The organism is Thalassospira sp. MCCC 1A03138 (genome assembly GCF_002115785.1).
In the GTDB taxonomy this organism is placed as follows: Bacteria; Pseudomonadota; Alphaproteobacteria; order Rhodospirillales; family Thalassospiraceae; genus Thalassospira.
Genome location: NZ_JFJY01000007.1, coordinates 58,947 through 80,999, shown reverse-complemented (window position 1 = coordinate 80,999; position 22,053 = coordinate 58,947). Strand labels below are relative to the sequence as shown.

Here is a 22,053-nt window from a genome sequence, read left to right as displayed (position 1 = left end):
AAACACAGGAGTATAACCATATGACAGTCGAGCTTACCCGGCTTGACAACGGGATGATCGTTGCGACCGACCGCCTTGAACATGTGCAATCCGTGGCACTTGGTGCGTGGGTTGATGTGGGTGCGCGCAACGAGACGCCTGAAATCAACGGCATTTCCCATATGCTTGAACATATGGCGTTCAAAGGCACGCGGCGTCGTTCTGCCCTTCAGATTTCCGAGGAAATCGAAAATGTTGGCGGGCAGATGAATGCCTATACCTCGCGCGAGAATACGGCCTATTACTGCAAGGTCCTGCATGAAGATCAGGAACTGGCGATTGATGTGATTGCCGATATTTTGCAGAATTCGACGCTGGATGCGAAGGAACTTGAGCGCGAGCGTCAGGTGATTTTGCAGGAAATCGGGCAGGCCAATGATACGCCCGATGACATCGTTTTCGATTATTTCCAGGAAACGGCCCTGCCCAATCAGGCGCTTGGCCGGTCGATCCTTGGCAGCCCGGAAAATGTATCGTCGCTGTCGCGTGATGATCTGTTTGATTTCATGTCACGCCGTTACAGCCCGAAACGCATGGTGTTTTCGGCATCGGGCAAGGTTGATCATCAGCAGATTGTCGATCTGGTATCGGAAAAGTTCGATAACCTTCCGGCGCATGAAGATCATGAAATGGAAGCCCTTCGGTATGAAGGCGGCAACCGGATCGAGCAGCGCGACCTTGAGCAGGTGCATGTGATTTTCGGTCTGCCGACGGTTTCCTACACCGATGACAGTTTCTATGATTTGCAGGTGTTCAACACGTTGCTGGGTGGCGGCATGTCTTCGCGGCTGTTCCAGGAAATCCGTGAAAAGCGCGGGCTTGTCTATTCGGTCTATAGCTTCTCGTCACACTATGTCGATGGCGGGCTGTTTTCGATTTATGCCGGGACCGGCCCGAACGACATTGGCGAATTGATGCCGGTGATGTGTGACGAACTGGTGCGCGCCACGGTCGATTTGACCGAGGAAGAAGTTAACCGGGCGCGCGCACAGCTTAAGGCATCGGTCGTGATGGGCATGGAAAGCAATTCCGGCCGCTGCGAAACGCTTGCGCGCCAGATCCAGATTTTTGGTGGCCCGCAAACCATCGAGGAAATCGTTGCCAAGGTTGACGCGGTTGATCTTGAACGCGTGCGCGCGGCGGGAAAATCGCTTCTGGGCGGTACGCCGACGGTGACGGCCCTTGGCCCGGTCAAGGGCATGCCGGGTTATGATGATCTGGCGGCACGGCTGCGTGCCTGATCAATCTGATCGTCGATATGAAACGGCGTTCGCACATGTGGCGGACGCCGTTTCTTTTTGCGGGCGGCGGTCCTGTGGTATATCCGATAGGAAAGATCATGGGGTTTTGGGCAGACGGGCATGCAGTACGCATTTGATATTGGCGGATCGAAAATCGAATTCGGGGCGTTTGACGCCAGTGGCGACATCCGGTCCCAGATCAAGGTGCCGACACCGGTACAGGATCGCGATGCCTTTGTCGCGGCGATTGCCGGGCTGATTGCCGATGCCGACCGCGAATTTGGCGAGAATGCCGATATCGGCATCAGCTTTGCCGGGGGGCTTGACCCCAAGACCGGGGCGGTGATTTCGGCTAATATCCCGGCGATCAAGGGATGGCCGTTTGGCCCGGAACTTTCCAGAATTCTGAACCGCGATGTGCGGGGCGCCAATGATGCCGATTGCTTTGCGCTTGCCGAAGCACGTAGCGGGGCAGCCAAGGGCGCGCGGACGGTTTTTGCCATCATCCTTGGCACCGGGGTCGGCGGCGGCATTGTGGTGGACGGGCAGTTCATTGGCGGGCGCAGCGGCATTCGAGGCGAATGGGGCCATGGCAATGATGTTTCGGGTGCGCTGATCCGTCACGGGCTTGCGCCGGTGGTGTGCGGCTGTGGCCGGACCGGATGCCTTGATGCCTGGGGAGGGGCGCGGGGGCTTGAACGGATTTACGCGCAGATTGCCGGGCTTGATGCTGGACTTGGCACCAGGCAGGAACGCCTGAGTTACGAGATCACCGATGGCTGGCAGGGCGGGGATGCGATGGCAAGCCGCGCGGTGGAAATCTTTGTCGACCTGATCGCGGGGGAGCTTGCATTGATGGTCAATGTGCTTGACCCCGATTGTGTGCCGGTGGGCGGCGGGCTGGCATCTGAAAGCCGCCTGATTGCGATGATCGACGACGCGGTCCGCGCACGGGTTCTCGGCCGCTATGACGCGCCTTTGGTGGTGCCGGGGCAGTATAGCCGCGATGGCGGGCTTCGCGGGGCGGCGATGCTGCATCTTCTGGATGGCGGGGCGGGCGTATGACAGCCGGAATCAAACCGCTTCTGGAAATCTGTGTCGAAAGTTTTGACGATGCGATGGTGGCCGCGCGCGCCGGGGCGGATCGCATTGAATATTGTGCCGCCCTTGCGGTCGGCGGGGTGACGCCAAGTGCCGGGGCATTGGCCCGTTTGCGCGATATCCCGGTGCCCTGCCGGGTGATGATCCGGCCACGGCCCGGCGATTTCATCTATGGCGCGTCTGACGTGGCGATCATGAAACGCGACATCGCCCTTGCCCGCGACCACGGGGCAGAGGGGATCGTGATTGGGGCGGCGAGGCGAGACGGGCGGCTTGATCGGGATATGCTGGCCGATCTTCTGTCCGTGGCGGGCGGGCTTGGCGCGACATTGCATCGGGTGTTTGACGCGGTGCCCGATCCGTTTGACGCCCTTGAATGCGCCATTGATCTTGGCTTTGACCGCATCCTGACATCGGGCCAGCAACCGACCGCCGAACAGGGGGCGGACATGATTGCCCGCCTGATCACACAGGCAGACCGGCGGATCACCATCCTGCCCGGATGCGGCATCACGCCGGAAAATGCGGCAAAATTGCTGCGCACAACTGGGGCAACGGAATTGCACGCATCGTGCAAAAAAGCCAACTCGGCGGGGGACAGCTACGCCACCGGACGGGTGGCGACCGATGGGGAGATTGTGCGGGGGGTTAAGGTGGGGATGGCGTCATTCACCTCGTAGTGACCGATTTGTGCGGGAGGCGGGAGGCTTTACTTAGGCTTTTCGCTTAGCATGTCCTTCACACAATTAATTGCGTTCGCCAAAGTGAGGGTTCTGCCTTCGTCCATTTCCGACAGAATTAATTCTGTTCCAAATTTGCTTGCTATAGCATCCAGTCGTAACAGCATGGCCTCAACCCTGTCCCAGTCGCGATTGTTGGCGGCATAGTTTATGATGTTGACGGTGCCAAGTGCCTCATACACTGCGATTTGAGAGTCTTCATTGAATTGGGTGCGCAGGGCGTCTAGTCGTGACAGCATTTCCTCAGCTCTGTCCCAGTCACCATTTTCACCAGCAGAGTTAATGATATTGACGGCGCTTTGTGCCTCATACACTGCGATTTGAGGATCATCTTTAAATTGGCTGCGCAGGGCAATTATTCGGCCAACCATGTCCTCAACTCTGTCTCGGTTGCTCTTTTGCTGAGATGCTATGATGATATTGACAATACCCTGTGCCTCACACTCTGCGATTTGAGAGTCATCGCTGAATTGGGTACGGAGGGTATCTAGTCGCGACAGCATCTCCTCAGCCCTTTCCCAGTCATCATTTTTAGCGGCATCGGCTATGATGTTGACGGTACCCTGTGCCTCACATACTGCGATTTCAAGATCATCGTTGAATTGGGTGCGCAGGGCGTCTAGTCGCGACAGCATTTCCTCAGCCCTGTCCCAGTCACCATTTTCACCAGCAGAGTTAATGATATTGACGGCGCTTTGTGCCTCACACAATGCGATTTGCCGATGATCATTGAATTTGATGCGCAAGGTGTCTAGTCGCGCCATTATCTCCTCAGCTCTGTTCCAATCGTCATTTCGAACAGCTGCGTCGATGATATTGACGGTGTTCTGTGCATCGCACAAAGCGATTTGAGGATCATCGTTGAATTGACTGCGGAGGGTGTCCAGCCGGGCCAGCATGCCTTGAACTCTGTCACAGTCGTCATTTCGGACAGCCGCGATGGTGATATTAAAGGTGTTCTGTGCATCACACAAAGCGATTTGAGGATCATCGTTGAATTGGCTGCGCAGGATGTCTAGTCTGGCTAGCGTGGCGTCTGCCCTGTTCCAGTCGCTGTTTTGAATAGCTCCTAAAATGATACTTAAGGTGGCTCGTGCCTCTCGCAATGCGATTTCATGGCTATCATTGAATTGGGAGCGTGTGGCATCTAGTTGCGTCAAAATGGCATCAACTCTCTCCCAGTCGCCTTTTTGAACGGCTACGTTGATAATATTGAATTTACCCCGTGCCTCTTGTAATGCGATTTCAGGATCGTCCTTGAATTGACGCCGCAGGGCATCCAGCCGGGACAGTAAGACCTCAACTCTGTTCCTGTCGCCATTTTTAGCTGCATAGCCTAAGATATTTACGGTCCCCTTTACTTCAGACAAAGCGATTTCATGACTGTCATTGAATTGGCTGCGTAGGATGTCGAGTCTGGCTAGCATGGCGTCGACCCTATTCCAGTCGTCATTTTTGCCAGCGTAGCTTATGATATTTACGGTCCCCTGTGCCTCACATAAAGCGATCTCATGACTGTCATTGAATTGGCTGCGCAGGGTGTCCAGTCGGGTCAGCATGGCCTCAACTCTGTTCCAATCGCCATTTTGAACAGCTGCGATGATGATATTGAAAACCGCCCTGGCTGTATGAACTGCTATTGTTGAATTCTGGTGGAATGCCTCAACTAGGATTTTGACCGCATCTAGGAAATTATTGGCTGTTGAGAAGTCATTTGATCTAGAGCATTGGGAGGTCCAATTCGGCGCCATAAAGGCGTAGGAATAAGCACCTATCTCTGTTTTACAGATGCGCATGGCTGCCGGGAGATCAATTTCTGCGATTTTTTGTGGAAAGTCTTGTTGCAGTCGCAGAAGGGTAATTACAGGACCGGGTTTACCTTTTCCTAAGGTTGCGTTGAGGAACGCATGGCGGTGTGTGGAAATATCTTCCAGAAGGGTTTTGGCCAGAAAATATTCGCCCATGATATCGGGTTCAAGCGGCGGTAGGAATGTTCCGCTGCCGCCCAATGCCAAGATAAGATCGTCGTTTTCGTCGGGTGGGGGATCAGGAAGATATCGTGCAAGCGTGGTCCCGTAATCAACTTCTTTGGAAGCGAGCTCTTCAAAGTCCAGTCCTTGCTGAAGGGTTGCAAGGGCCAATGCAAGTTTATAGCGCCGTAATACGCCGTTATCCTTATTTGCTGCTGATCGCCAAATATGTTCTTCTCGCTTGAGCATGCCTTCAAGGACGTCTTCTTGGGTTAGGCGGACGGCAACCTGTTTGTTGTGTGATTTCGGATCCTTATTGGTTTCGGCCATGAGAGCGTCAGCGGTAGCCAAGGCAAACAGCGGGCGAGGAAGGCCGGAATCATTTGGTCGTGTGTCGACCTTTTTAGCCGCAGATAGAAGGGTTGCGTTATCTGGTGGGGTTTTTCCGTCGTTGATAAAGCGATCTCGCATCATGCTGATGATTGCGTTTTCGTTTACCGGTGGGATGGGGTACCCTTTTACCTCGCGATCTCCGAAAACATGATCCAAGATCATTGTTTCTTCGCTGGCTTCCGGCAGCATTCGGTCCAGCCAGTTCTGATCGGCTTTGCGTTCGAGTAATAGGATGCGGACCGGAAAATCATATTCTTCGGCTTTTTCGGCGCAACGGTGCAAAAAGGTGCCTGTTTCTTCGGGGTGGCTTGCAGCGTAATCAATGACAATAAATGTCGGTTTTTGAGGTTTCCACTTTGCGAGATCACTAAAACCTTGCAGATCTTTGATAGAGAGGCGGCCAGCACTCCATAAATTGGGGTCCAAGTGCTTCCGGGTGAAATCGTAGGCCAGTCGAGTTTTGCCAGTCCCACCATCACCCGTAAGCAGCATCCAGCGGAAATTGAATATCGGTCCGCACAGCGAAAGATCGCCTACGAATTGATGCAGAAGTGTGATTTCGTTCTCACGGCCATATAGTTCATCAAGACCAGAGGTATATTTGACACGTTCGAAGGCACCAAGGTTCTGTGGGTTTCTTGCCATCTTGGGCCAAGAAAGAACGGGTGAATAGGCATCCTGAAAAGCATTGGCGATGTCCTGACGGAAAGTTTCGATCAGATTGTTTGTTTGATCGTCTATCGCGTTCAGGATTTTGTCCTTACTTTGGACGTTATATATCGCCAGCATGGTTTCAAGCGAGGTTGCCGGATCGACATTGATATCGGAGGTATCAACCGGGCGACCTTCAGTAATGGCGATAAGAACGCTGTTTTTGAGGGCGTCTTTGGTCTTTTCGCCATGCTGAATATTGATCAGGCGTTGCAGCAAGCCTGCAAGTTTTGGTTGCCGGCCAATGAGGGCCGCAAGGCGAGAGGTGATTGACTTGCCAATAAAGGACTCAGACTTGGAAGCAGTCGCAGTGATCATCCGAAAGGCAAGATGATGAAGTGGGGGCTTGAAGCCCAAATCGCGCAGTTCGGCAAGTAAGGTTTTCTTTATTTGTTCATCAGCCAGAAGACCGGACAGGAAACCGGATTTTGCCAGTTTTTCTTTGATATCGTTGGCATTGGGTGCGCCACCTGATTCATTTGCTATGGCGCTTTCTGTCTGGGTATCTGACACGGATGATCCTCTTATTCCTGATGGTTTATTAGGACTATACAATGCAGGGTTGTTGATGCCAGATAAAAACCGCAATTACGGCGGGCGTCGTAATTTTTCGCGTCATGTCAGGGTCTTGGAAAGCGGTGGCGCACTGGCAGACGGCGAGGCGTAAAATCGCTGCTATCGGTCGTTTTGAAGCAGAAAAAAGAAAACCGCTTTGAGGAAAACCTCAAAGCGGTTTGTCTTGGCTGGGGCGGTAGGATTCGAACCTACGGTACACGATACCAAAAACCGATGCCTTACCACTTGGCCACGCCCCATCAGCGTGTGTGGCGCGGAAAATAGCGTTCCCCGCGCCGGAGTGCAACCCTCTATTTGAACCTTTTTTTGCCGGGGATTTAGGCCGGGAAGGATGCGCCGATTTGCGCGCGTGCGCGATCTTCGGTCGTTTGAATTCCGGTGGCCTGTACCCACCAGTCGGGCTGGCTTTCGGCAATCGCGTTTGCGGCACGTTCCGCCTGATTTTCGGTATCGTAAATCGCAAAGCAGGTCGCCCCGCTGCCCGACATGCGGGCCAGCAAACAGCCGTCTTCGCGGGCCAGCGCATTCAGCACGTCGCAGATTTCGGGCAATATGCCCGATGCCGGAAGGGTCAGGTCGTTGCGGCATTCCTGAAGGGCGGCGGCAAGGGCGGCCGCACTTTGAAACCGTGCCGTGCGATCCCACAGGTTTTCGTCGGTAAAAGCGGCATCACGCGCGGCAAAGATTTCAGGTGTTGAAACTGCCTTGCCCGGATTGACCAGCACCAGTGACAGGCTGGGCAATTCCGGTAGATCAATCAGCTTTTCGCCGATGCCCTGCATCAGAACGGTTTTAGCGCGCAGGCAAACCGGCACATCGGCCCCGAGCTTAAGGGCGAGTTTTTCAAGGGCGTCGGTCGGGATATCAAGCTGCCAGACCCGGCAGAGCACGCGAAGGGTGGCGGCCGCATCGGCCGATCCGCCGCCGATGCCCGATGCCACCGGCAGGTTTTTTTCAAGTGTGAGGTCAGCGCCCTGTGATACCGCGCCCTCGGCCCGGAGCAGGCGGGCGGCGCGCAGGATCAGGTTGTCTTCGATATTGCCGGTGGCAAGGTCACCCGCCATCGGGCCGGTGATCGACAGGGTGAGTTCGCTATCATCGCGCGCGGTTGCGGTAATCACATCGCCGCAATCGGCAAAGCAGACGAGGCTATCGAGCAGGTGATAGCCATTATCGCGTTTGCCGGTGACATGCAGGAACAGGTTCAGCTTGGCCGGGGCCGGTTCGGTATGGGTCGAAGACATATGCCCGATATCCCCGATCAATCAGTTTGCGGCAACCGCACCAACAAGGGGTGTTTTGCCTTCAAGCTTGGCCTGAACATCCGCGCGCAGTTCTTCGGTCGGGTTGAAGGAAAGGGCGCGGTGCCATTGGAAACGGGCTTCGTGGAAGCGGCCGATCTGCCAATAGGCATCGCCCAGATGATCGTTGATGGTCGGATCATCGGGTTTGAGTTCAACCGCCTTTTCAAGCTGTTCGACGGCATCGTCATAACGGCCAAGCTTGTAATAGACCCAGCCAAGGCTATCGATGATGTAACCGTCATCAGGTTGCAGTTCGACCGCGCGTTTGAGCATGTCTTCGGCCTGATCGAAGTTTTTGCCCATATCGACCCAGCTATAGCCAAGATAGTTCATGACATAGGGCTGATCGGGTTCAAGTTCGAGCGCCTTGAGGAAGTCGGCCTCGGCCTTTTGCCAGTTTCCGGCGCGTTCATAGGCAATGCCGCGACGATAAAGCAGACGCCAGCCGACAGCATCGGCCCCGCCCAGACGTTCAATCGCCCGGTCATAGGCATTGGCCGCACCGGCGAAGTCCTGATCAAAGCGGAGGATATCGCCAAGCTGGATCAGGGCATCGGGACGGTCGCTGCGTTCATTGACCATCTGTTCGAGAAGGGCAATGGCATCGTCGGTTTTGCCAAGCTGTTCATAGCTTGCCGCAGCACGCAGGCGCGCGTTCCAGCTATGCGGGGAGTCTTTGGGGATCGATTGATAGACAATGACGGCTGCGTCAAAGCGTTGCTGGATTTCCATGATCTCGCCGACCAGAAGGCGGGTAATGTCATCACCGGGGCGCAGTGACAGCGAATAGCGCGCCATCAGCAGGGCCGGATCAACCGCGTTTTCCTGGCTGAGCAGGGTCGCGATATCAAGATATGCCTCCGCCAGACCCGATGCCGGGGTCAGGACCATGCTGGTCGGTGGTTCGCCCTTCGCCAGCCGGTCAAGGTGATAGGGCATCGCCAGCGACTGCGGATGGCGATCCATATAGCTTTCATACAAAAGCGATGCCTTTTGCGTCTGGCCTTTGCGTTCATAGACCGACCCCAATGCTTCGGCCGCGCGCAGCGGCGCATCTGCCGGGTCGCCATAGGCGCTGGCAAGGGCGACTTCGGCGGCGTTAAGGTCATCGAAATAGGCCAGGATCAGACCGCGATGATATTCCGACAGCGGATTGAGCGAGCCGTTGCCCTGCAATTCGTTGAGTGCTGCCATGGCGTTTTGCGGCTGATCAAGGCCGGTATAAATCCATGCCTTGGCCAGCGGCACGATCAGGGCGGTGATCCCGCGTTGCGGCAGGGTCGATACGGCATCAAGGGCGGCCTGATAATCCTGATCGCGGATTTCGGCATCCATGACGGCCATCACGGCAAACAGGTCTTCGGGGTTTTCATCGACGAGCACGCGCGCAACCGGTTCGGCATCGGCAATGCGGCCTTCGGCGATCAGGGCCAGAAAGGCGCGGCGGCGCAGATCATCGTTGCCCGGGTCGATTTCATGGGCACGCAACAGATAGCGCGCGGCATAATCCGTGCGGTTTTCAATCTGGGCAGCCTTGCCGGCAAGGAAGTTGCCCGAGAAGCTGTTGCTTTGCGGATAATCGAACTCGGCACGATCAGCGGGCTGCGACATGGTGCCGCAGGCCGAAAGGGCAAGAGCCGTCATCGGAATGACGATGTTTAACAGATGGCGTTTCAAAAACTTGTCCTGCGTCTGCAATTCCCGACCGGCCGCATTTTTTGCCTTCAATGCGGGCCACTAACTTTTGTTGAGCTAACCCTAACTAGTCGGCAAATATAAGGCAAAGCATTTGCATTTTGCGCGACCGGTTGTGAGCCTGCGTAAAGGCCAGCATACGGGATTGTACGATGACTTCCCACAGGTGGTTGCACAAAGGCAAAAACGTTCTCGTGATGGGGCGTGACCCTAGCAGTAAAGCGGACGTTTGGCCGGAACATCAAGCTGGGGCACGATGATGTCGCGCGCCTGTTTGGTGAATTGCGATTTCTGGCCGACCGGGGCGACATATTCCAGGATCGACATTGCCCTGTCGGTGCCAAGCGCACGTGCGAGAACCCATCCGGCCAGATAGTGCGACGACAGGCAGCCGCCACTGGTGACGATATTGCCCTGTGCGACCAGCGGGCGGTCTTCAAGGACCGTATCGGTCCGCGCCAGAAGGGACCGGGTTTTGGTATCCGTCGTGATGGTTGCGGGCAGAAGGCCCAGTTTATGCAGGAACAGCACACCCGAACATTGCGCGCCGATCATCTGGCGCGACGGATCAAGGTTGATCTGTGCCATCAGGTCGGGATCATTGATATGATCGCGGGTGTGGATGCCGCTGCCAAACAGGACGACATCGGCCGTCGCGGTGAAGGATAACGGTTCCTGTATCGTGACTTCGACCCCGTTCATCGAGGTTACGGACTGGCCCGTGCCGGTAATGACGGCACGAAGGCCATTGCCCTTGGCCCGGTTCAGGATCGACAGGGCGACAAAGCTGTCGAGCTCGTTAAAACCATCAAGCGTTACAATCGCGATTTCCATCACACATCCATCGCCAGTCAAAAAAGGGCGGCTATTGAACGCGCAGATTGGGGATTAGACAAGGAAAATGCGATATTCCGATCAGAAAATCATGCAGAAAATCATGCGGAAAGGCATTCCTCGACCAGCGATATCCAATAACTGACGCCATAAGGGATGGCATCGTCATTGAAATCATAGGCAGCGTTATGCAGAAGGCAGTTGCCATCGGTCGGGCCGTTGCCAAGCCAGACGTAGCTTCCGGGTTTGGCATTGAGCATGAACGCGAAATCCTCGCTGGCCATGGAGGGTTCGGGGTTCTGATCAATCTGATCGGCGCCGACGACGCGGGAGGCGGCGGCAAAGGCGATGGCGGTTTCGCCTTCGCTGTTAATCGTGGCCGGGTAGCGGCGCTGATACATGACGCGCGCGGTGCAATCAAAGGCGCGCGCGGTGGCATCGGCAACGGTTTTAAGGCGTTCTTCGACCAGATCCTGAATGTCGGGCGCGAAGGTGCGGACCGTGCCGCGGATGGTCGCGGTATCGGGGATGACATTCCATGTGTCGCCCGCGAAAATCTGGGTGGGCGAGATCACCGCACTTTGCAGCGGATTGACGTTGCGCGCAGTGATGGTTTGCAGGGCCAGCAGCACCTGACCGGCAGCGGTAATCGGATCGCGGCCAAGGTGTGGCATGGCGGCATGGCAGCCCCGGCCATCAATCGCGATTTCAAAAATATCGTAGCTGGCCATCATGGGGCCTGGCTTCATTGCCATGGTGCCGACATCGCGACCGGGCCAGTTATGCATGCCGTAAACTGCATCGGCAGGGTGGCTGTCAAACAGGCCTTCTTCGACCATTTCACGCCCGCCGCCTTCGTTTTCCTCGGCAGGCTGAAAGATGAAATCGACCGTACCGGTGAAATCAGGATTTTCGGCGAGGATTTTGGCCGCACCGAGTAGCATGGTCATATGGCCATCATGACCACAGGCATGCATCTTGCCGGGATGTTTCGAGGCATAGGGCAGATTGGTGGTTTCGTGGATATCAAGCGCATCCATGTCGGCGCGAAGGCCAATGCGTTTACCGGGTCCACCTTTGCCCTGAAGGGTGGCGACCACGCCGGTTTTGGCGATGCCGGTCTTGACGTCCAGCCCGAAGGATTGAAGCTTTTCCGCGACAAAGGCGCTGGTCAGCTTTTCCTCGAACGCGGTTTCGGGGTGAGCATGCAGATGATGTCGCCAGGCCGTAAATTCATCAACGAGTTGGGTGGCACGAGGATGAAGGGAGGAAGCGGAGACTGTCATCTGCATACTCTGTCGTGTGTCATATCAAAAGCGGGGGTCTTATCGTGGGCATCGGAGCCCCGCGATAAACGGGGACGCGATCGCCCCCGTTCATATGGTGTCTGATCAGGCGCCTTGCAGGCGCAGGATCAGTTCGGCCACCAGAACCGAACCGGCATAGGTGCCAAGGAAGACAAGGCAGGCAACCAGTGCCAGTTTCCAGCCGGAATGCTTGGCGACCTCGATTTCCTTTTTGGCAATCGCAAAGCCGGCATAGGCAAGGGCCGGGGTGGCAAGGGCCAGGAAGTTGACCGATTTGGCCTGTTCGACGATCCATTCCGAACCCGGGGTCCAGGGCAAGGTCGCGAGGATACCGACCAGCGAAATCCATGCGACGCTTGGCAGATAGAAAGGTGCAAAGCGGGTCAGAAGCAGGCCGACCATGGTGATCAGATAAATCACCACCATGCCGACAAAACCATCGGCAAGCGGGATGGCCGGACCGACGGTATTCATCACCAGCCCGACAAGACAGACAATGACAAGGGTGACGGCGTGATCTGTCAGATCAATGTTCGGACGGGTACGTTCCATTGCAATTGCGTTCTCGGACATGATCAGGCCTCCTTCTTGTTTGCGGTGGCGATATCGTTTTTGCCAGCGGTCGCGTTATAGAGTTTTTCAACAATCGGAAGGGCGATGAACAGCCCGGCATAAAGCCCGGTCGCATAGGTCAGAAGGTTGCTGGCCCCGGCAAGGGCAAGGATTTCGTCCTTCATGGATGGAATGACTTCGGTCAGCGCGCCGGTGCAGGCCGCCATCATCGAGCCACTGCCGATGCCACATGCCATGGCAAGGGCGCGCGGATCAAAGATATCCGCACTGGCGAAAAGGGACGCCAGAATGGCAAAGATGAAGGTGCCAAACAGGGTGCCAATCACGTAAACGCCCATCACACCCGTGCCCTCGGGGCTTTTGAGGGTATAGCGGTCGGCAATGATCGCAAGGTTGGGTTCACGTGCAATCGAGAAGGTTGCGCCAATCGCCTCGCGGCCCATTTTCAGGCCCCAGACCGCAAGCGGGAAGGCCAGAACGATGGTGCCGAGATTGCCCAGTTCCTGCAACAGAAGGGCCGGGCCGGCTGCGATAATGGTTTCGATTGCCGGGCCGATGGTGGTGCCGAATTTCGCAATGAACGGCATGATCGCGATCACGATCAGCGGCGATGCGGCGGCGACTTCCTTCTGGCGGATGAATTTTCCGAATTTCGGCATGACATTCGGGTTCATCAATGCCGCCATGACGAAGGCATAAAGCAGCGGCAGCAGCAGGATCGCGCCGATGCCCAACGGAATTTTCTGAATGCCGATCAGTTCGGCGATGGCGCCGAGTACGATAACGGCGAGGTGGAGCCGCCAGAGCTCCAATTGTCCCCGAAGCGCGTTCATTTCCCAGTCTCCTTGACGTGGCGTGTTCGACGCAACCATGGCCACGGTCAAAAAAGGCCAGAACTGTTGCATCATCCCTGCGGTATCCCGGCATTGGCAGATTTCACAATTCTGCCATTTTTGGCGCCGGGGATTTTGTCCGACAATGAAAACTCGACCGGGGTGGAGCAAGTGCCATTTTGGGATGCTTGTGTTGCCAGAACGGCAACAGGTACCTTGATGCTATGCGTGTTCTTCGGGATACCAGGCGGAGCCGAAGGCCTCCATCCGGTCGCGGATCATGCCGGTAACCGCCCGAACAGCGGCGGTTTTCGGGCGTCCCTTGCGCACCAGAAGATGGGATGGAACACGGGCGAGAAAAGGGTCGGTCATCGGGATCGCGACGACCTCGCCCCTGCGTAATTGTCGGGATACGGCAAAGGCCGGAAGAAAGGTGATGCCGCCGCCTGACAGCACGAAATGCACCGCGACATTGATCGAATCGGCGGTCAGGAACGCATCACGGGCCAGCCGGTTGCCCTGATCGACATTGGCCAGAAGTTTGGCAACGCCAAAATGCGGGTTAAGCAAGGCCGCCGGGTAATTCAGCGTATCGGAAAGCGTGCAGCTTTCCTTTTTCGCCAGATCAAATCCCGGCGGGACAAGGGCGCAAAGCGGTGCGTGATCCTCGGCCAGTAGTTCCAGATCGGGATTGCGCGGCGGGTTGAATACAAGCCCCATATCGTAATCATCGCGCAGGATGCCGTGGGTGATTTTTTCAGTACCCGCGACGTCGATTTCAAGGCGGATATCGGGGAATTCATCGCGAAGCGGGCGGACAACGTGATTGACCAGATCGACCACAAATCCCTCGCCGGTCGCAATGCGGACGGTTCCGGCGATGGCACCGCGCGCAGCCGCCAGATCGACCGAAAAGGCTTCGTCCATTTCAAAGCGCCGTCTGGCATGGGCGGCAACCATATGGCCCGATTCCGTGAAAATGATGCCGCGTTTGGTGCGTTCCATCAGAAGCGTTTCAAGATGGGCTTCGAGGGCGGCGATCTGGCGGCTGATTGCGGATGGGGCAATGCGCAGATTTTCGGCCGCGGTGCGGATGGATCCGGCCTCGAACACGGCAAGGAAATAACGCAGCGGCTTGTCGTCGATCTTCATGATGTTACTGCATGACAATGGTGGTCGATGTTTCGGGCGGTGTGCCTGATCACCTAATCAGACCACATGTGTTGCTGTTTCGGCAACAACATGTTCCGGCAATTGATCTTGAGTTCGCCCGATATCCACCGGAAAGTTCGGGGGCAAAATCAAAAAATCACATCGGACCGCATCGGTGCCGTGACGGGAAGGCGCGTGCCTTGACCGGCTGCGCCCGGCTGTCTGAAAGCAAAGAGGCAAATATCGTGAGTAATCCAGAAACCGGCACCATTGGTGTCGTTGGTCTTGGCAATATGGGGCTGGGCATGGCGCGCACCCTGTTGCGGGATGGTTTTTCGGTCATCGGGTTTGATGTTTCGATGGAATGCCAGGCCAAGGCCGCCGCATCGGGGGTGACGATTGTCGCCGGACTGTCCGAATTGTTTGAGGCGTGCCCGACGATCATCCTGTCATTGCCGACGGCAAACCATGTGCGCAAGGTTCTTGGCGGTGATGAGGGCCTTGGCGGACGTGATATCGATCCGCGATTGGTGATTGATACCACCACGTCCGAGCCCGATGTGACCCGCGAACTTGATGCGGCGCTGCGCATGCAGGGGCATATCCTGATTGATGCGCCGGTCAGCGGCGGACCGGCCGGTGCCAATAGCGGCAATCTGACCATGATGGTCGGCGGCGGGGATGCCGATGTGGCGCGTGCGATGCCGGTCCTGAATTCGCTGGGCGGGAAGATCACCCATGTCGGGCCGGTGGGGGCGGGCCATGCGGTCAAGATCGTCAATAACATGCTGGTGGCAAGCCACCTTCTGACCATGAGCGAGGCGGTGCGGCTTGGTACTGCGGCGGGGGTAACCACCGAAAACCTGATTGCGGCCCTGAATGCCGGATCGGGTCGCAGTGCGATCAGCGAGGTCAATTATCCGAAATGGGTGATGAATGGGGCCTTTGACAGCGGTTTTACCATGGGATTGATGCGAAAGGACGTGCGCCTTGCCATGGCGCTGGCCAAGGAAAAGAGTGTTGCGATGCCGGTTTCGGAACTGGCGGGGCAGATCTGGGCGGCGAGCGAGGAACTGCTGTCTGACAATGCCGATTTCAACCGTATCACCGAATGCGACCCAGCCCACAAAGGAGCCAAATCATGAGCAGCGATAGCAAAATGATGGCGCGTGACTATCACAAGGCGTTGGCGCCGTTTTTTGGCAGCGATGAGATCGGAAGCTGGGTCAATGGGGCGATGATGCCCGGGCGCGGTGATATGTTCGACCTGATCGACCCGGCAACCGGCAAGGCGTTTTTGACGCTTAAGGATGCCGGGGCGGACGTTGTTGATGCGGCGATGCAGGCGGCCAGTGCCGGACAGAAAGTCTGGTGGGGCATGACGGCGGCTGAACGTGGCCGGATCATGTGGCGGATCGGGCAACAGGTGCGTGATCACCTTGATCAGCTTGCGTTGCTGGAAACCGTGACGGCAGGCAAGCCGATCCGCGATACCAAGGTTGAAGTCCTTAAAGTCGCGGAGATGTTTGAATATTACGCCGGTTGGGCCGACAAGCTGCATGGTGATGTGATCCCGGTCCCGACCAGCCATCTGAACTATACCCGTCCCGAACCGTATGGCGTGGTGACACAGATTACGCCGTGGAATGCACCGATCTTTACCGCCGGATGGCAGTTGGCCCCGGCCCTTTGCACCGGCAATGCGGCGGTTCTGAAGCCGTCCGAAATGACGCCTTTGACCTCGCTGGCACTTGGGGTTTTATCGAAAAAGGCCGGTTTGCCCGATGGGGTGATTACGGTTCTGACCGGGCTTGGCGCCACGACCGGGGTGGCGGCGACCACCCATGACGTGACGCGCAAGGTGGTGTTTGTCGGGTCGCCGCGCACGGGGGCGATTATCGCCGCTCAGGCGGCCCAGAACATTGTACCCTGTGTTTTGGAGCTTGGCGGGAAATCGGCCAATATCGTGTTTGGAGATGCGGACCTTAAGCGCGCGGTCTTGGGTGCGCAGGCCGCGATCTTTAGCGGCGCGGGGCAAAGCTGTGTCGCGGGATCGCGTCTTCTGGTGCAGCGAAATGTGATGGACCGGTTCCTTGATATGCTGGTCGATGGGGCCAATCGCATTCCGGTCGGTGATCCGATGGATAGCGCAACCCAGATCGGCCCGATCAACAATGACGCGCAATATCAGACCGTGCGCCGATTGGTTGCGGCGGGTCAGAAAGAAGGCGCGGAACTGCTGGCAGGCGGCGTTCGCCCGGAAGGGTGTGAGGAAGGTTATTTCCTGCGTCCGACGGTGTTGGGCAATGTGCGCAATGACATGGCGATTGCGCGCGAGGAAATCTTTGGCCCGGTGGTTTCCGTCATCCCGTTTGATGATGAGGCAGAGGCGGTTGCGATTGCCAATGACAGCAAGTTTGGTCTGGCCGGGGCGGTGTGGACGCAATCGGTTGACCGGGCGCACCGGGTGGCGGCCAATGTGCGTGCCGGGACGTTCTGGATCAACAGTTACAAGACGATCAATGTCATGTCGCCCTTTGGCGGGTTTGGTGCCAGTGGCTATGGCCGATCCAGCGGCAAGGAAGGGTTGATGGAATATATGCAGCCTAAAAGTGTCTGGACCGAAACGGCGGCCAATCCGCCCGCCGCATTTGGCTATGCGCCGGAATAGGGCGCATATCGATCATCAGGATCACGAAAAAGGGCCGCTTCATGCGGCCCTTTTTTTATGCATTACATATTGGGATAGTTCGGGCCGCCGCCCCCTTCGGGCACCACCCAGACGATGTTCTGGGTCGGGTCCTTGATGTCGCATGTCTTGCAATGCACGCAGTTCTGCGCGTTGATCTGCAGACGTTTGCCGCCTTTGTCCTCGTCCGCGACAAATTCGTAAACGCCAGCCGGGCAGAAGCGGGCTTCGGGCCCGTCATAGACCGCAAGGTTGACGTTCACCGGCACGCTGGCATCCTTGAGCGTCAGATGGATCGGCTGATCTTCGCTGTGGTTGGTGTTTGACAGGAACACCGACGACAGCTTGTCGAAGCTGATTTTGCCATCCGGTTTCGGATAGTCGATTTTCGGCATGTCGGCAGCCGGTTTCAGGCAGGCATGGTCCTCATGGTTCTTGAAGGTCCAGGGGGCCTTGCCACCGAACAGATAGGTATCAACCGCACTATAGGCCATGCCGCCCCAGAAGCCCCATTTGGCGAAGCTTGGGCGGATGTTGCGCACCTTGTGCAGTTCGGGATAGACCCAGCTGTTTTTAAGCTTTTCCGGGTAGCTTTCCATCGAAGCGGGCGGTGTTTCGGCACTTAGCGCCTCGAACGCGGCTTCGGCGGCGAGCATGCCGGTCTTCATCGCGGTGTGTGAACCCTTGATTTTCGGCACATTCATGAAACCGGCCGAACAGCCGATCAGACAGCCACCGGGGAAGACCAGATCGGGGATCGACTGGAACCCGCCTTCGTTCAGCGCGCGCGCGCCGTAAGAAATGCGGCGGCCCTTTTCGAAAATCTTGCGGACTTTCGGGTGGGTTTTGAAACGCTGGAATTCGTCAAACGGGCTCAGATGCGGGTTTTCGTAATCAAGCCCGATCACGAAGCCGACCACCACCTGATTGTTGTCAAGGTGATACAGGAACGACCCGCCATAGGTGTTTTTATCAAGCGGCCAGCCGGTGGTATGGGTGATTTTGCCTTCTTCGTGAACTTCGGGGTCAACTTCCCAGAGTTCCTTGATCCCGATGCCATAGGTTTGCGGATCGGAATTTTTGCGCAGATCAAACTTTTTGATCAGCTGTTCGGACAGCGAGCCACGGCAGCCTTCGGCAAAGAAGGTGTATTTCGCATGCAGTTCCATGCCCGGTTCGTGGTTCGGGCCGGGCGTGCCATCGCGTTGGATACCCATATCGCCGGTCGCGATCCCCTTGACCGAACCGTCCTCGTTAAACAGGACTTCGGCGGCAGCAAAGCCGGGATAAACTTCGATCCCCATGGCTTCGGCCTGTTCGCCAAGCCAGCGGCACACATTGCCGAGGCTGACGATATAGTTGCCCTTGTTATGCATCTGCGGTGGGGTGGGGAGCTTGATACCGCCGGTTTCGCTCAGCATCAGGAACTCGTCCTTGCCAGCGGGGACATTCAGCGGTGCGCCGCGTTCTTTCCAGTCGGGGAAAAGTTCGTTCATCGAACGCGGTTCCATCACCGCACCCGAAAGCGTATGCGCGCCGACTTCGGAACCTTTTTCCACCACACAGACGGTGATTTCTTTTTCATGTTCCTGGGCGAGTTGCATCAGTCGAATGGCAGCCGACAGACCGGATACACCGGCACCGACGACAACCACGTCAAATTCCATGGATTCGCGTTCCATATGGCCTCTCTCCTTTGGCTGCCGACCGTTTCGGACTGTTTCCGTCCGTATGGGTCACAAGCCGGTATTCACCGATCAGAGTCTCGCCCAAGCCCTGATTTCTCGCATTCATTGGTTAATCGGTATAGGTGTACCGATTAAAGTCACGTTTGTATATGGTGCAAGTGGCCCAAAATCGTTAAAGTCGATTGAAATCCATGCGCCATTCCAAAGAGTGCGCCGCAACATACACCGTTCCTGTGTAGATGAGCAAACCAATTACAGATTTTGATGTAAATAACCTGGACCCGCTGCAGGCATTGATCTGGCAGTTTGAAATGGGCGCGGACGAAGCGATTGCCGACGAGCCGCTGGACCGTTTCAAGGCGTCCGAAAGTCTGAGCCGACAGGCAGGTCAGCCCGGCCGTGCAGCATTGCCGCCCAATGGTGGCGGGGCCGCCCGCCCGGCGATGCCCCGGCCCGCCGGTGGTACAGGTGCGATGACACCCCCGGCGCCCATGGCGCCGGGGGCGGGGTTCCTGTTATCCGATACGCCACACGAAGCCCGGCAATCGGCCCGTGATCTTGCCGCGGCGGCAACAAATCTGGCCGATCTTAAGGAAGCGGTCGAAAAGTTCGAAGGCTGCGCGCTTAAGAAATCGGCTAGCAATACCGTCTTTGGCGTGGGGAACCCGGAAGCACGGCTGGTGCTGGTGGGTGAAGCACCGGGTGCGGAAGAGGACCGGCAGGGCGAGCCCTTTGTCGGACCGAGCGGCAAGTTGCTTGATGCGATGTTGCGGTCCATCGGCTTTGCGCGCGAAGAAGTCTATATCACCAATATCCTGCCCTGGCGCCCGCCGGGAAACCGGCAGCCGACCACCGCCGAAATCGCGGTGTGCGAGCCGTTTGTCCGCCGTCATCTTGAACTGATCGGGCCAAAGGTTGTGGTCTGCCTTGGCGGCAGTTCGGCCAAGACCCTGATGGAAGAGGATCGCGGCATTACCCGGTTGCGCGGCACGTGGAAGGAAATGACACTGGGTGCGTCCAGTGTCGCCGATGTGACGGCGATGTTCCATCCGGCCTATCTGCTTCGGACACCCGAACAGAAGCGGCTGGCGTGGCGCGATTTGCGCGCGGTTGCACAGAAATTATCGTAACCCCCTTTGGAAAGGCGCGATGCATGGCCGATATGCATCGCGGGCGATATCCCGCCAAGTGGTTGATTTTGGATAAATGATTTCGCGGTGCCGGCTTTTGCTGGTATATATATCGGCGAAATGCGGGGGGACACCGCACTCTACAGGTTGCGACGAGAAACTGCTTCGGGATACAAACACGGCTTTGCCGGAGTCTCGTAGGGGAAAGACTGGTTTTGATCGAAGCACTACAAACAAGCCTGCCGCGTGCCATATCGGCATTTCGGCGCACCGTTTTCATTACCGCATTGGGCGCCATTGCATTGGCGCTGCCTGTAACGGACGCTCAGGCGACCAAGGAACAGGCAGCCCTTAGTGCGCCTGCGGCCAGTGATGATGCGGGCTCGGTCAAAACACCGACTGTGCTGTCCAAGCGTGATGCGGAACTTTACGAACAGATTTTTGCCGTGCAGGAGCAGGGCCGCTGGAAGGATGCGGACAACCTGATTTCGCGTCTGACCGATGACCTGCTGATGGGCCATGTTCTGGCGCAGCGTTATCTGCATCCGACGGCGTATCGGTCGCGCTACAAGGAATTGAAGGACTGGCTGGCACTTTATGCCGATCTGCCCGAAGCGCCGACCATCTATAAACTGGCCTTGCAGCGCCGCGGCAGTGCCAGCTATCCGAAAAAGCCGGTGGGCGGGTATGTCAACGGTGCCGGATATGATTACGAAGACATCCGTCCTTATCACCATAAATCGACCAAAAGTCTTTCATCGGCACAGCGTTCGCGCGTTTCGGTTCTGAAACGCCGCATTCGCCAGCGGATCGGCGGCGGTTGGCCGACAGGCGCGCTTGAGGTTCTTGAGGCACTGGAAACCAAACGCCTGTTTGATGCCTATGAGCTTGACGAATCCAGAACATCAATTGCGTCGGGATATTATTATTTCGGCAAGCCCGATCTGGCTTTGCGCCATGCCGCCGAAGCCGCAAAGCGGTCGGGGAAATACCTGCCGCAGGCGCATTGGACGGCGGGTCTGACGGCTTGGCGGCTGGGCAAGATGGATCAGGCGCATGACCATTTTGAGGCCCTGACCAAGAACGACTATGCGTCAAGCTGGACGCGGTCGGCCGGGGCGTTCTGGGCGGCACGTATTGATCTGGCCGCCGGGCGTTTTGTTGAAGCCGACAAATTGTTGCAGAAGGCCGCGGAATATCCGCGGTCGTTTTATGGGCTTCTGGCGTTGCGGTCGCTTGGCCGGGATGACGTGTTTGACTGGGACAGTCTGGCGCTTGATGAAAATCGCGCCAACAAGCTGAAACTGGATCCGCATGGCCGTCGTGCCCTTGCCCTGATCCAGATCGACAGGCGTGAAGAGGCCGAACAGGAATTGCGCAAGGCTGCAGCCAGCGACGATGCCAAGCTGCGCCGTGCGGCCCTGGCGCTTGCCGATAGTGCGAATTTTGCGTCGCTGACCATGCGGCTTGGCGGTTATATCGCGCAGAAAACCGGCGAGGTCATCGTCAATGCGCTTTATCCGATTCCGCCATGGGCACCGGAAGGCGGTTATGAAGTCGACCGGGCGCTGATTTATGCGTTGATGCGTCAGGAATCCGGCTTCAATGCCGAGGCGCGGAGCCACGCCGGGGCGCGTGGTTTGATGCAGCTGATGCCTGCAACCGCAAGCTATATCGGCAATACCCGTTATCGCGGTGAAAAGCGTGCGGAACTGTACGAGCCGGAAGTCAACCTGTCGCTGGGTCAGAAATATGTCGATCATCTTCTGGGGCAGAACGGGGTCGATAACGGCTTCTTGCAGTTGATGGCGGCTTATAATGGCGGGATCGGCAATCTGGGGCGCTGGCAGAAGGCGCTGAAGGATAACGAAGATCCGCTTTATTTCATCGAAAGCATTCCGTCGCGTGAAACGCGCCTGTTTATCGAGCGTGTGATGGCGAACCTTTGGATGTATCGTTCGCGTCTGGGACAGGACAGCCCGTCGCTTGATCGTCTTGCTGCGGGGAAGTGGCCGGTTTACCAGTCGCAGGACCTTGGTGCTGGTGATGACGGCCTGACCGCCGAACGCTGAAACTA

At 56.9% G+C, this 22,053-nt stretch carries 16 protein-coding genes and 1 tRNA gene; 7 read left to right on the top strand and 10 right to left on the bottom strand.

Annotated features, from left to right (window positions below; translation table 11 throughout):
• Positions 1 to 20: 20 nt before the first annotated feature.
• The 3 genes from TH468_RS15050 (at position 21) to TH468_RS15040 (ending at position 3,061) form a co-directional block, all read left to right on the top strand.
• Positions 21 to 1,280, top strand: coding sequence for a pitrilysin family protein (locus TH468_RS15050; protein WP_085645441.1), 1,260 nt, complete (start codon positions 21 to 23; stop codon positions 1,278 to 1,280).
• Between the two features lie 120 nt (positions 1,281 to 1,400).
• Positions 1,401 to 2,345, top strand: a complete 945-nt coding sequence (locus TH468_RS15045; protein WP_085645440.1) for an ROK family protein — start codon at positions 1,401 to 1,403, stop codon at positions 2,343 to 2,345.
• Positions 2,342 to 3,061, top strand: a complete 720-nt coding sequence (locus tag TH468_RS15040; protein ID WP_085645438.1) for a copper homeostasis protein CutC — start codon at positions 2,342 to 2,344, stop codon at positions 3,059 to 3,061. Before TH468_RS15045 ends, TH468_RS15040 begins: the two co-directional genes overlap by 4 nt.
• A gap of 29 nt (positions 3,062 to 3,090) precedes the next feature.
• Here TH468_RS15040 and TH468_RS15035 read toward each other — a convergent pair whose 3' ends face one another.
• From TH468_RS15035 to TH468_RS14995, 9 genes are all read right to left on the bottom strand, one after another.
• A complete protein-coding gene (locus tag TH468_RS15035) occupies positions 3,091 to 6,708 on the bottom strand; it encodes an ATP-binding protein (protein ID WP_085645436.1) in 3,618 nt (1,205 codons plus the stop codon).
• A 227-nt stretch (positions 6,709 to 6,935) separates the two neighbouring features.
• A tRNA-Gln gene (locus tag TH468_RS15030) sits at positions 6,936 to 7,010 on the bottom strand.
• Between the two features lie 78 nt (positions 7,011 to 7,088).
• A complete protein-coding gene (locus TH468_RS15025) occupies positions 7,089 to 8,015 on the bottom strand; it encodes a 4-(cytidine 5'-diphospho)-2-C-methyl-D-erythritol kinase (RefSeq protein WP_085645435.1) in 927 nt (308 codons plus the stop codon).
• Between the two features lie 21 nt (positions 8,016 to 8,036).
• On the bottom strand, positions 8,037 to 9,752 hold the full coding sequence (locus tag TH468_RS15020) for a tetratricopeptide repeat protein (protein WP_168177156.1): 1,716 nt from the start codon (positions 9,750 to 9,752) through the stop codon (positions 8,037 to 8,039).
• 228 nt (positions 9,753 to 9,980) lie between these two features.
• On the bottom strand, positions 9,981 to 10,604 hold the full coding sequence (locus TH468_RS15015; RefSeq protein ID WP_085645431.1) for a DJ-1/PfpI family protein: 624 nt from the start codon (positions 10,602 to 10,604) through the stop codon (positions 9,981 to 9,983).
• Between the two features lie 101 nt (positions 10,605 to 10,705).
• Positions 10,706 to 11,890 carry a M20 aminoacylase family protein gene (locus tag TH468_RS15010; protein WP_085645592.1) on the bottom strand — a complete coding sequence of 395 codons (1,185 nt, stop codon included), beginning with the start codon at positions 11,888 to 11,890 and terminating at the stop codon, positions 10,706 to 10,708.
• Between the two features lie 105 nt (positions 11,891 to 11,995).
• Positions 11,996 to 12,484, bottom strand: a complete 489-nt coding sequence (locus tag TH468_RS15005; protein ID WP_062948325.1) for a hypothetical protein — start codon at positions 12,482 to 12,484, stop codon at positions 11,996 to 11,998.
• 2 nt (positions 12,485 to 12,486) lie between these two features.
• Positions 12,487 to 13,317 carry a DUF3100 domain-containing protein gene (locus tag TH468_RS15000; RefSeq protein ID WP_062948322.1) on the bottom strand — a complete coding sequence of 277 codons (831 nt, stop codon included), beginning with the start codon at positions 13,315 to 13,317 and terminating at the stop codon, positions 12,487 to 12,489.
• 222 nt (positions 13,318 to 13,539) lie between these two features.
• Positions 13,540 to 14,469 carry a LysR family transcriptional regulator gene (locus TH468_RS14995; RefSeq protein ID WP_007090245.1) on the bottom strand — a complete coding sequence of 310 codons (930 nt, stop codon included), beginning with the start codon at positions 14,467 to 14,469 and terminating at the stop codon, positions 13,540 to 13,542.
• Positions 14,470 to 14,480: 11 nt separating this feature from the next.
• Here TH468_RS14995 and TH468_RS14990 point away from each other — a divergent pair, with 11 nt between their 5' ends.
• A complete protein-coding gene (locus TH468_RS14990; protein ID WP_085645429.1) occupies positions 14,481 to 15,614 on the top strand; it encodes an NAD(P)-dependent oxidoreductase in 1,134 nt (377 codons plus the stop codon).
• Positions 15,611 to 17,140, top strand: coding sequence for an aldehyde dehydrogenase family protein (locus TH468_RS14985; protein WP_085645427.1), 1,530 nt, complete (start codon positions 15,611 to 15,613; stop codon positions 17,138 to 17,140). Before TH468_RS14990 ends, TH468_RS14985 begins: the two co-directional genes overlap by 4 nt.
• Positions 17,141 to 17,202: 62 nt before the next feature.
• Here TH468_RS14985 and TH468_RS14980 read toward each other — a convergent pair whose 3' ends face one another.
• Positions 17,203 to 18,840: an electron transfer flavoprotein-ubiquinone oxidoreductase gene (locus TH468_RS14980; RefSeq protein WP_085645426.1), complete on the bottom strand. Its 1,638-nt coding sequence runs from the start codon at positions 18,838 to 18,840 to the stop codon at positions 17,203 to 17,205.
• Positions 18,841 to 19,085: 245 nt separating this feature from the next.
• Here TH468_RS14980 and TH468_RS14975 point away from each other — a divergent pair, with 245 nt between their 5' ends.
• Both TH468_RS14975 and TH468_RS14970 read left to right on the top strand, forming a co-directional pair.
• Complete coding sequence (locus TH468_RS14975; RefSeq protein ID WP_085645424.1) at positions 19,086 to 19,976, top strand: uracil-DNA glycosylase family protein; 891 nt, start codon at positions 19,086 to 19,088, stop codon at positions 19,974 to 19,976.
• A 215-nt stretch (positions 19,977 to 20,191) separates the two neighbouring features.
• Positions 20,192 to 22,048 (top strand): lytic transglycosylase domain-containing protein, encoded by a 1,857-nt coding sequence (locus TH468_RS14970; RefSeq protein WP_085645422.1) that lies wholly within the window; start codon positions 20,192 to 20,194, stop codon positions 22,046 to 22,048.
• Positions 22,049 to 22,053: the final 5 nt, after the last annotated feature.

Excerpts from the sequence above, each read along its gene's own strand:
- TH468_RS15005 (WP_062948325.1), bottom strand. The coding sequence starts at position 12,484 with ATGTCCGAGAACGCAATTGCAATGGAACGTACCCGTCCGAACATTGAT.
- TH468_RS14985 (WP_085645427.1), top strand. The coding sequence starts at position 15,611 with ATGAGCAGCGATAGCAAAATGATGGCGCGTGACTATCACAAGGCGTTG.
- TH468_RS15010 (WP_085645592.1), bottom strand. The coding sequence starts at position 11,890 with ATGACAGTCTCCGCTTCCTCCCTTCATCCTCGTGCCACCCAACTCGTT.
- TH468_RS15025 (WP_085645435.1), bottom strand. The coding sequence starts at position 8,015 with ATGTCTTCGACCCATACCGAACCGGCCCCGGCCAAGCTGAACCTGTTC.
- TH468_RS14995 (WP_007090245.1), bottom strand. The coding sequence starts at position 14,469 with ATGAAGATCGACGACAAGCCGCTGCGTTATTTCCTTGCCGTGTTCGAG.
- TH468_RS14990 (WP_085645429.1), top strand. The coding sequence starts at position 14,481 with ATGACAATGGTGGTCGATGTTTCGGGCGGTGTGCCTGATCACCTAATC.
- TH468_RS15040 (WP_085645438.1), top strand. The coding sequence starts at position 2,342 with ATGACAGCCGGAATCAAACCGCTTCTGGAAATCTGTGTCGAAAGTTTT.
- TH468_RS14980 (WP_085645426.1), bottom strand. The coding sequence starts at position 18,840 with ATGGAACGCGAATCCATGGAATTTGACGTGGTTGTCGTCGGTGCCGGT.
- TH468_RS15000 (WP_062948322.1), bottom strand. The coding sequence starts at position 13,317 with ATGAACGCGCTTCGGGGACAATTGGAGCTCTGGCGGCTCCACCTCGCC.
- TH468_RS15015 (WP_085645431.1), bottom strand. The coding sequence starts at position 10,604 with ATGGAAATCGCGATTGTAACGCTTGATGGTTTTAACGAGCTCGACAGC.
- TH468_RS14975 (WP_085645424.1), top strand. The coding sequence starts at position 19,086 with ATGAGCAAACCAATTACAGATTTTGATGTAAATAACCTGGACCCGCTG.
- TH468_RS15045 (WP_085645440.1), top strand. The coding sequence starts at position 1,401 with ATGCAGTACGCATTTGATATTGGCGGATCGAAAATCGAATTCGGGGCG.
- TH468_RS15050 (WP_085645441.1), top strand. The coding sequence starts at position 21 with ATGACAGTCGAGCTTACCCGGCTTGACAACGGGATGATCGTTGCGACC.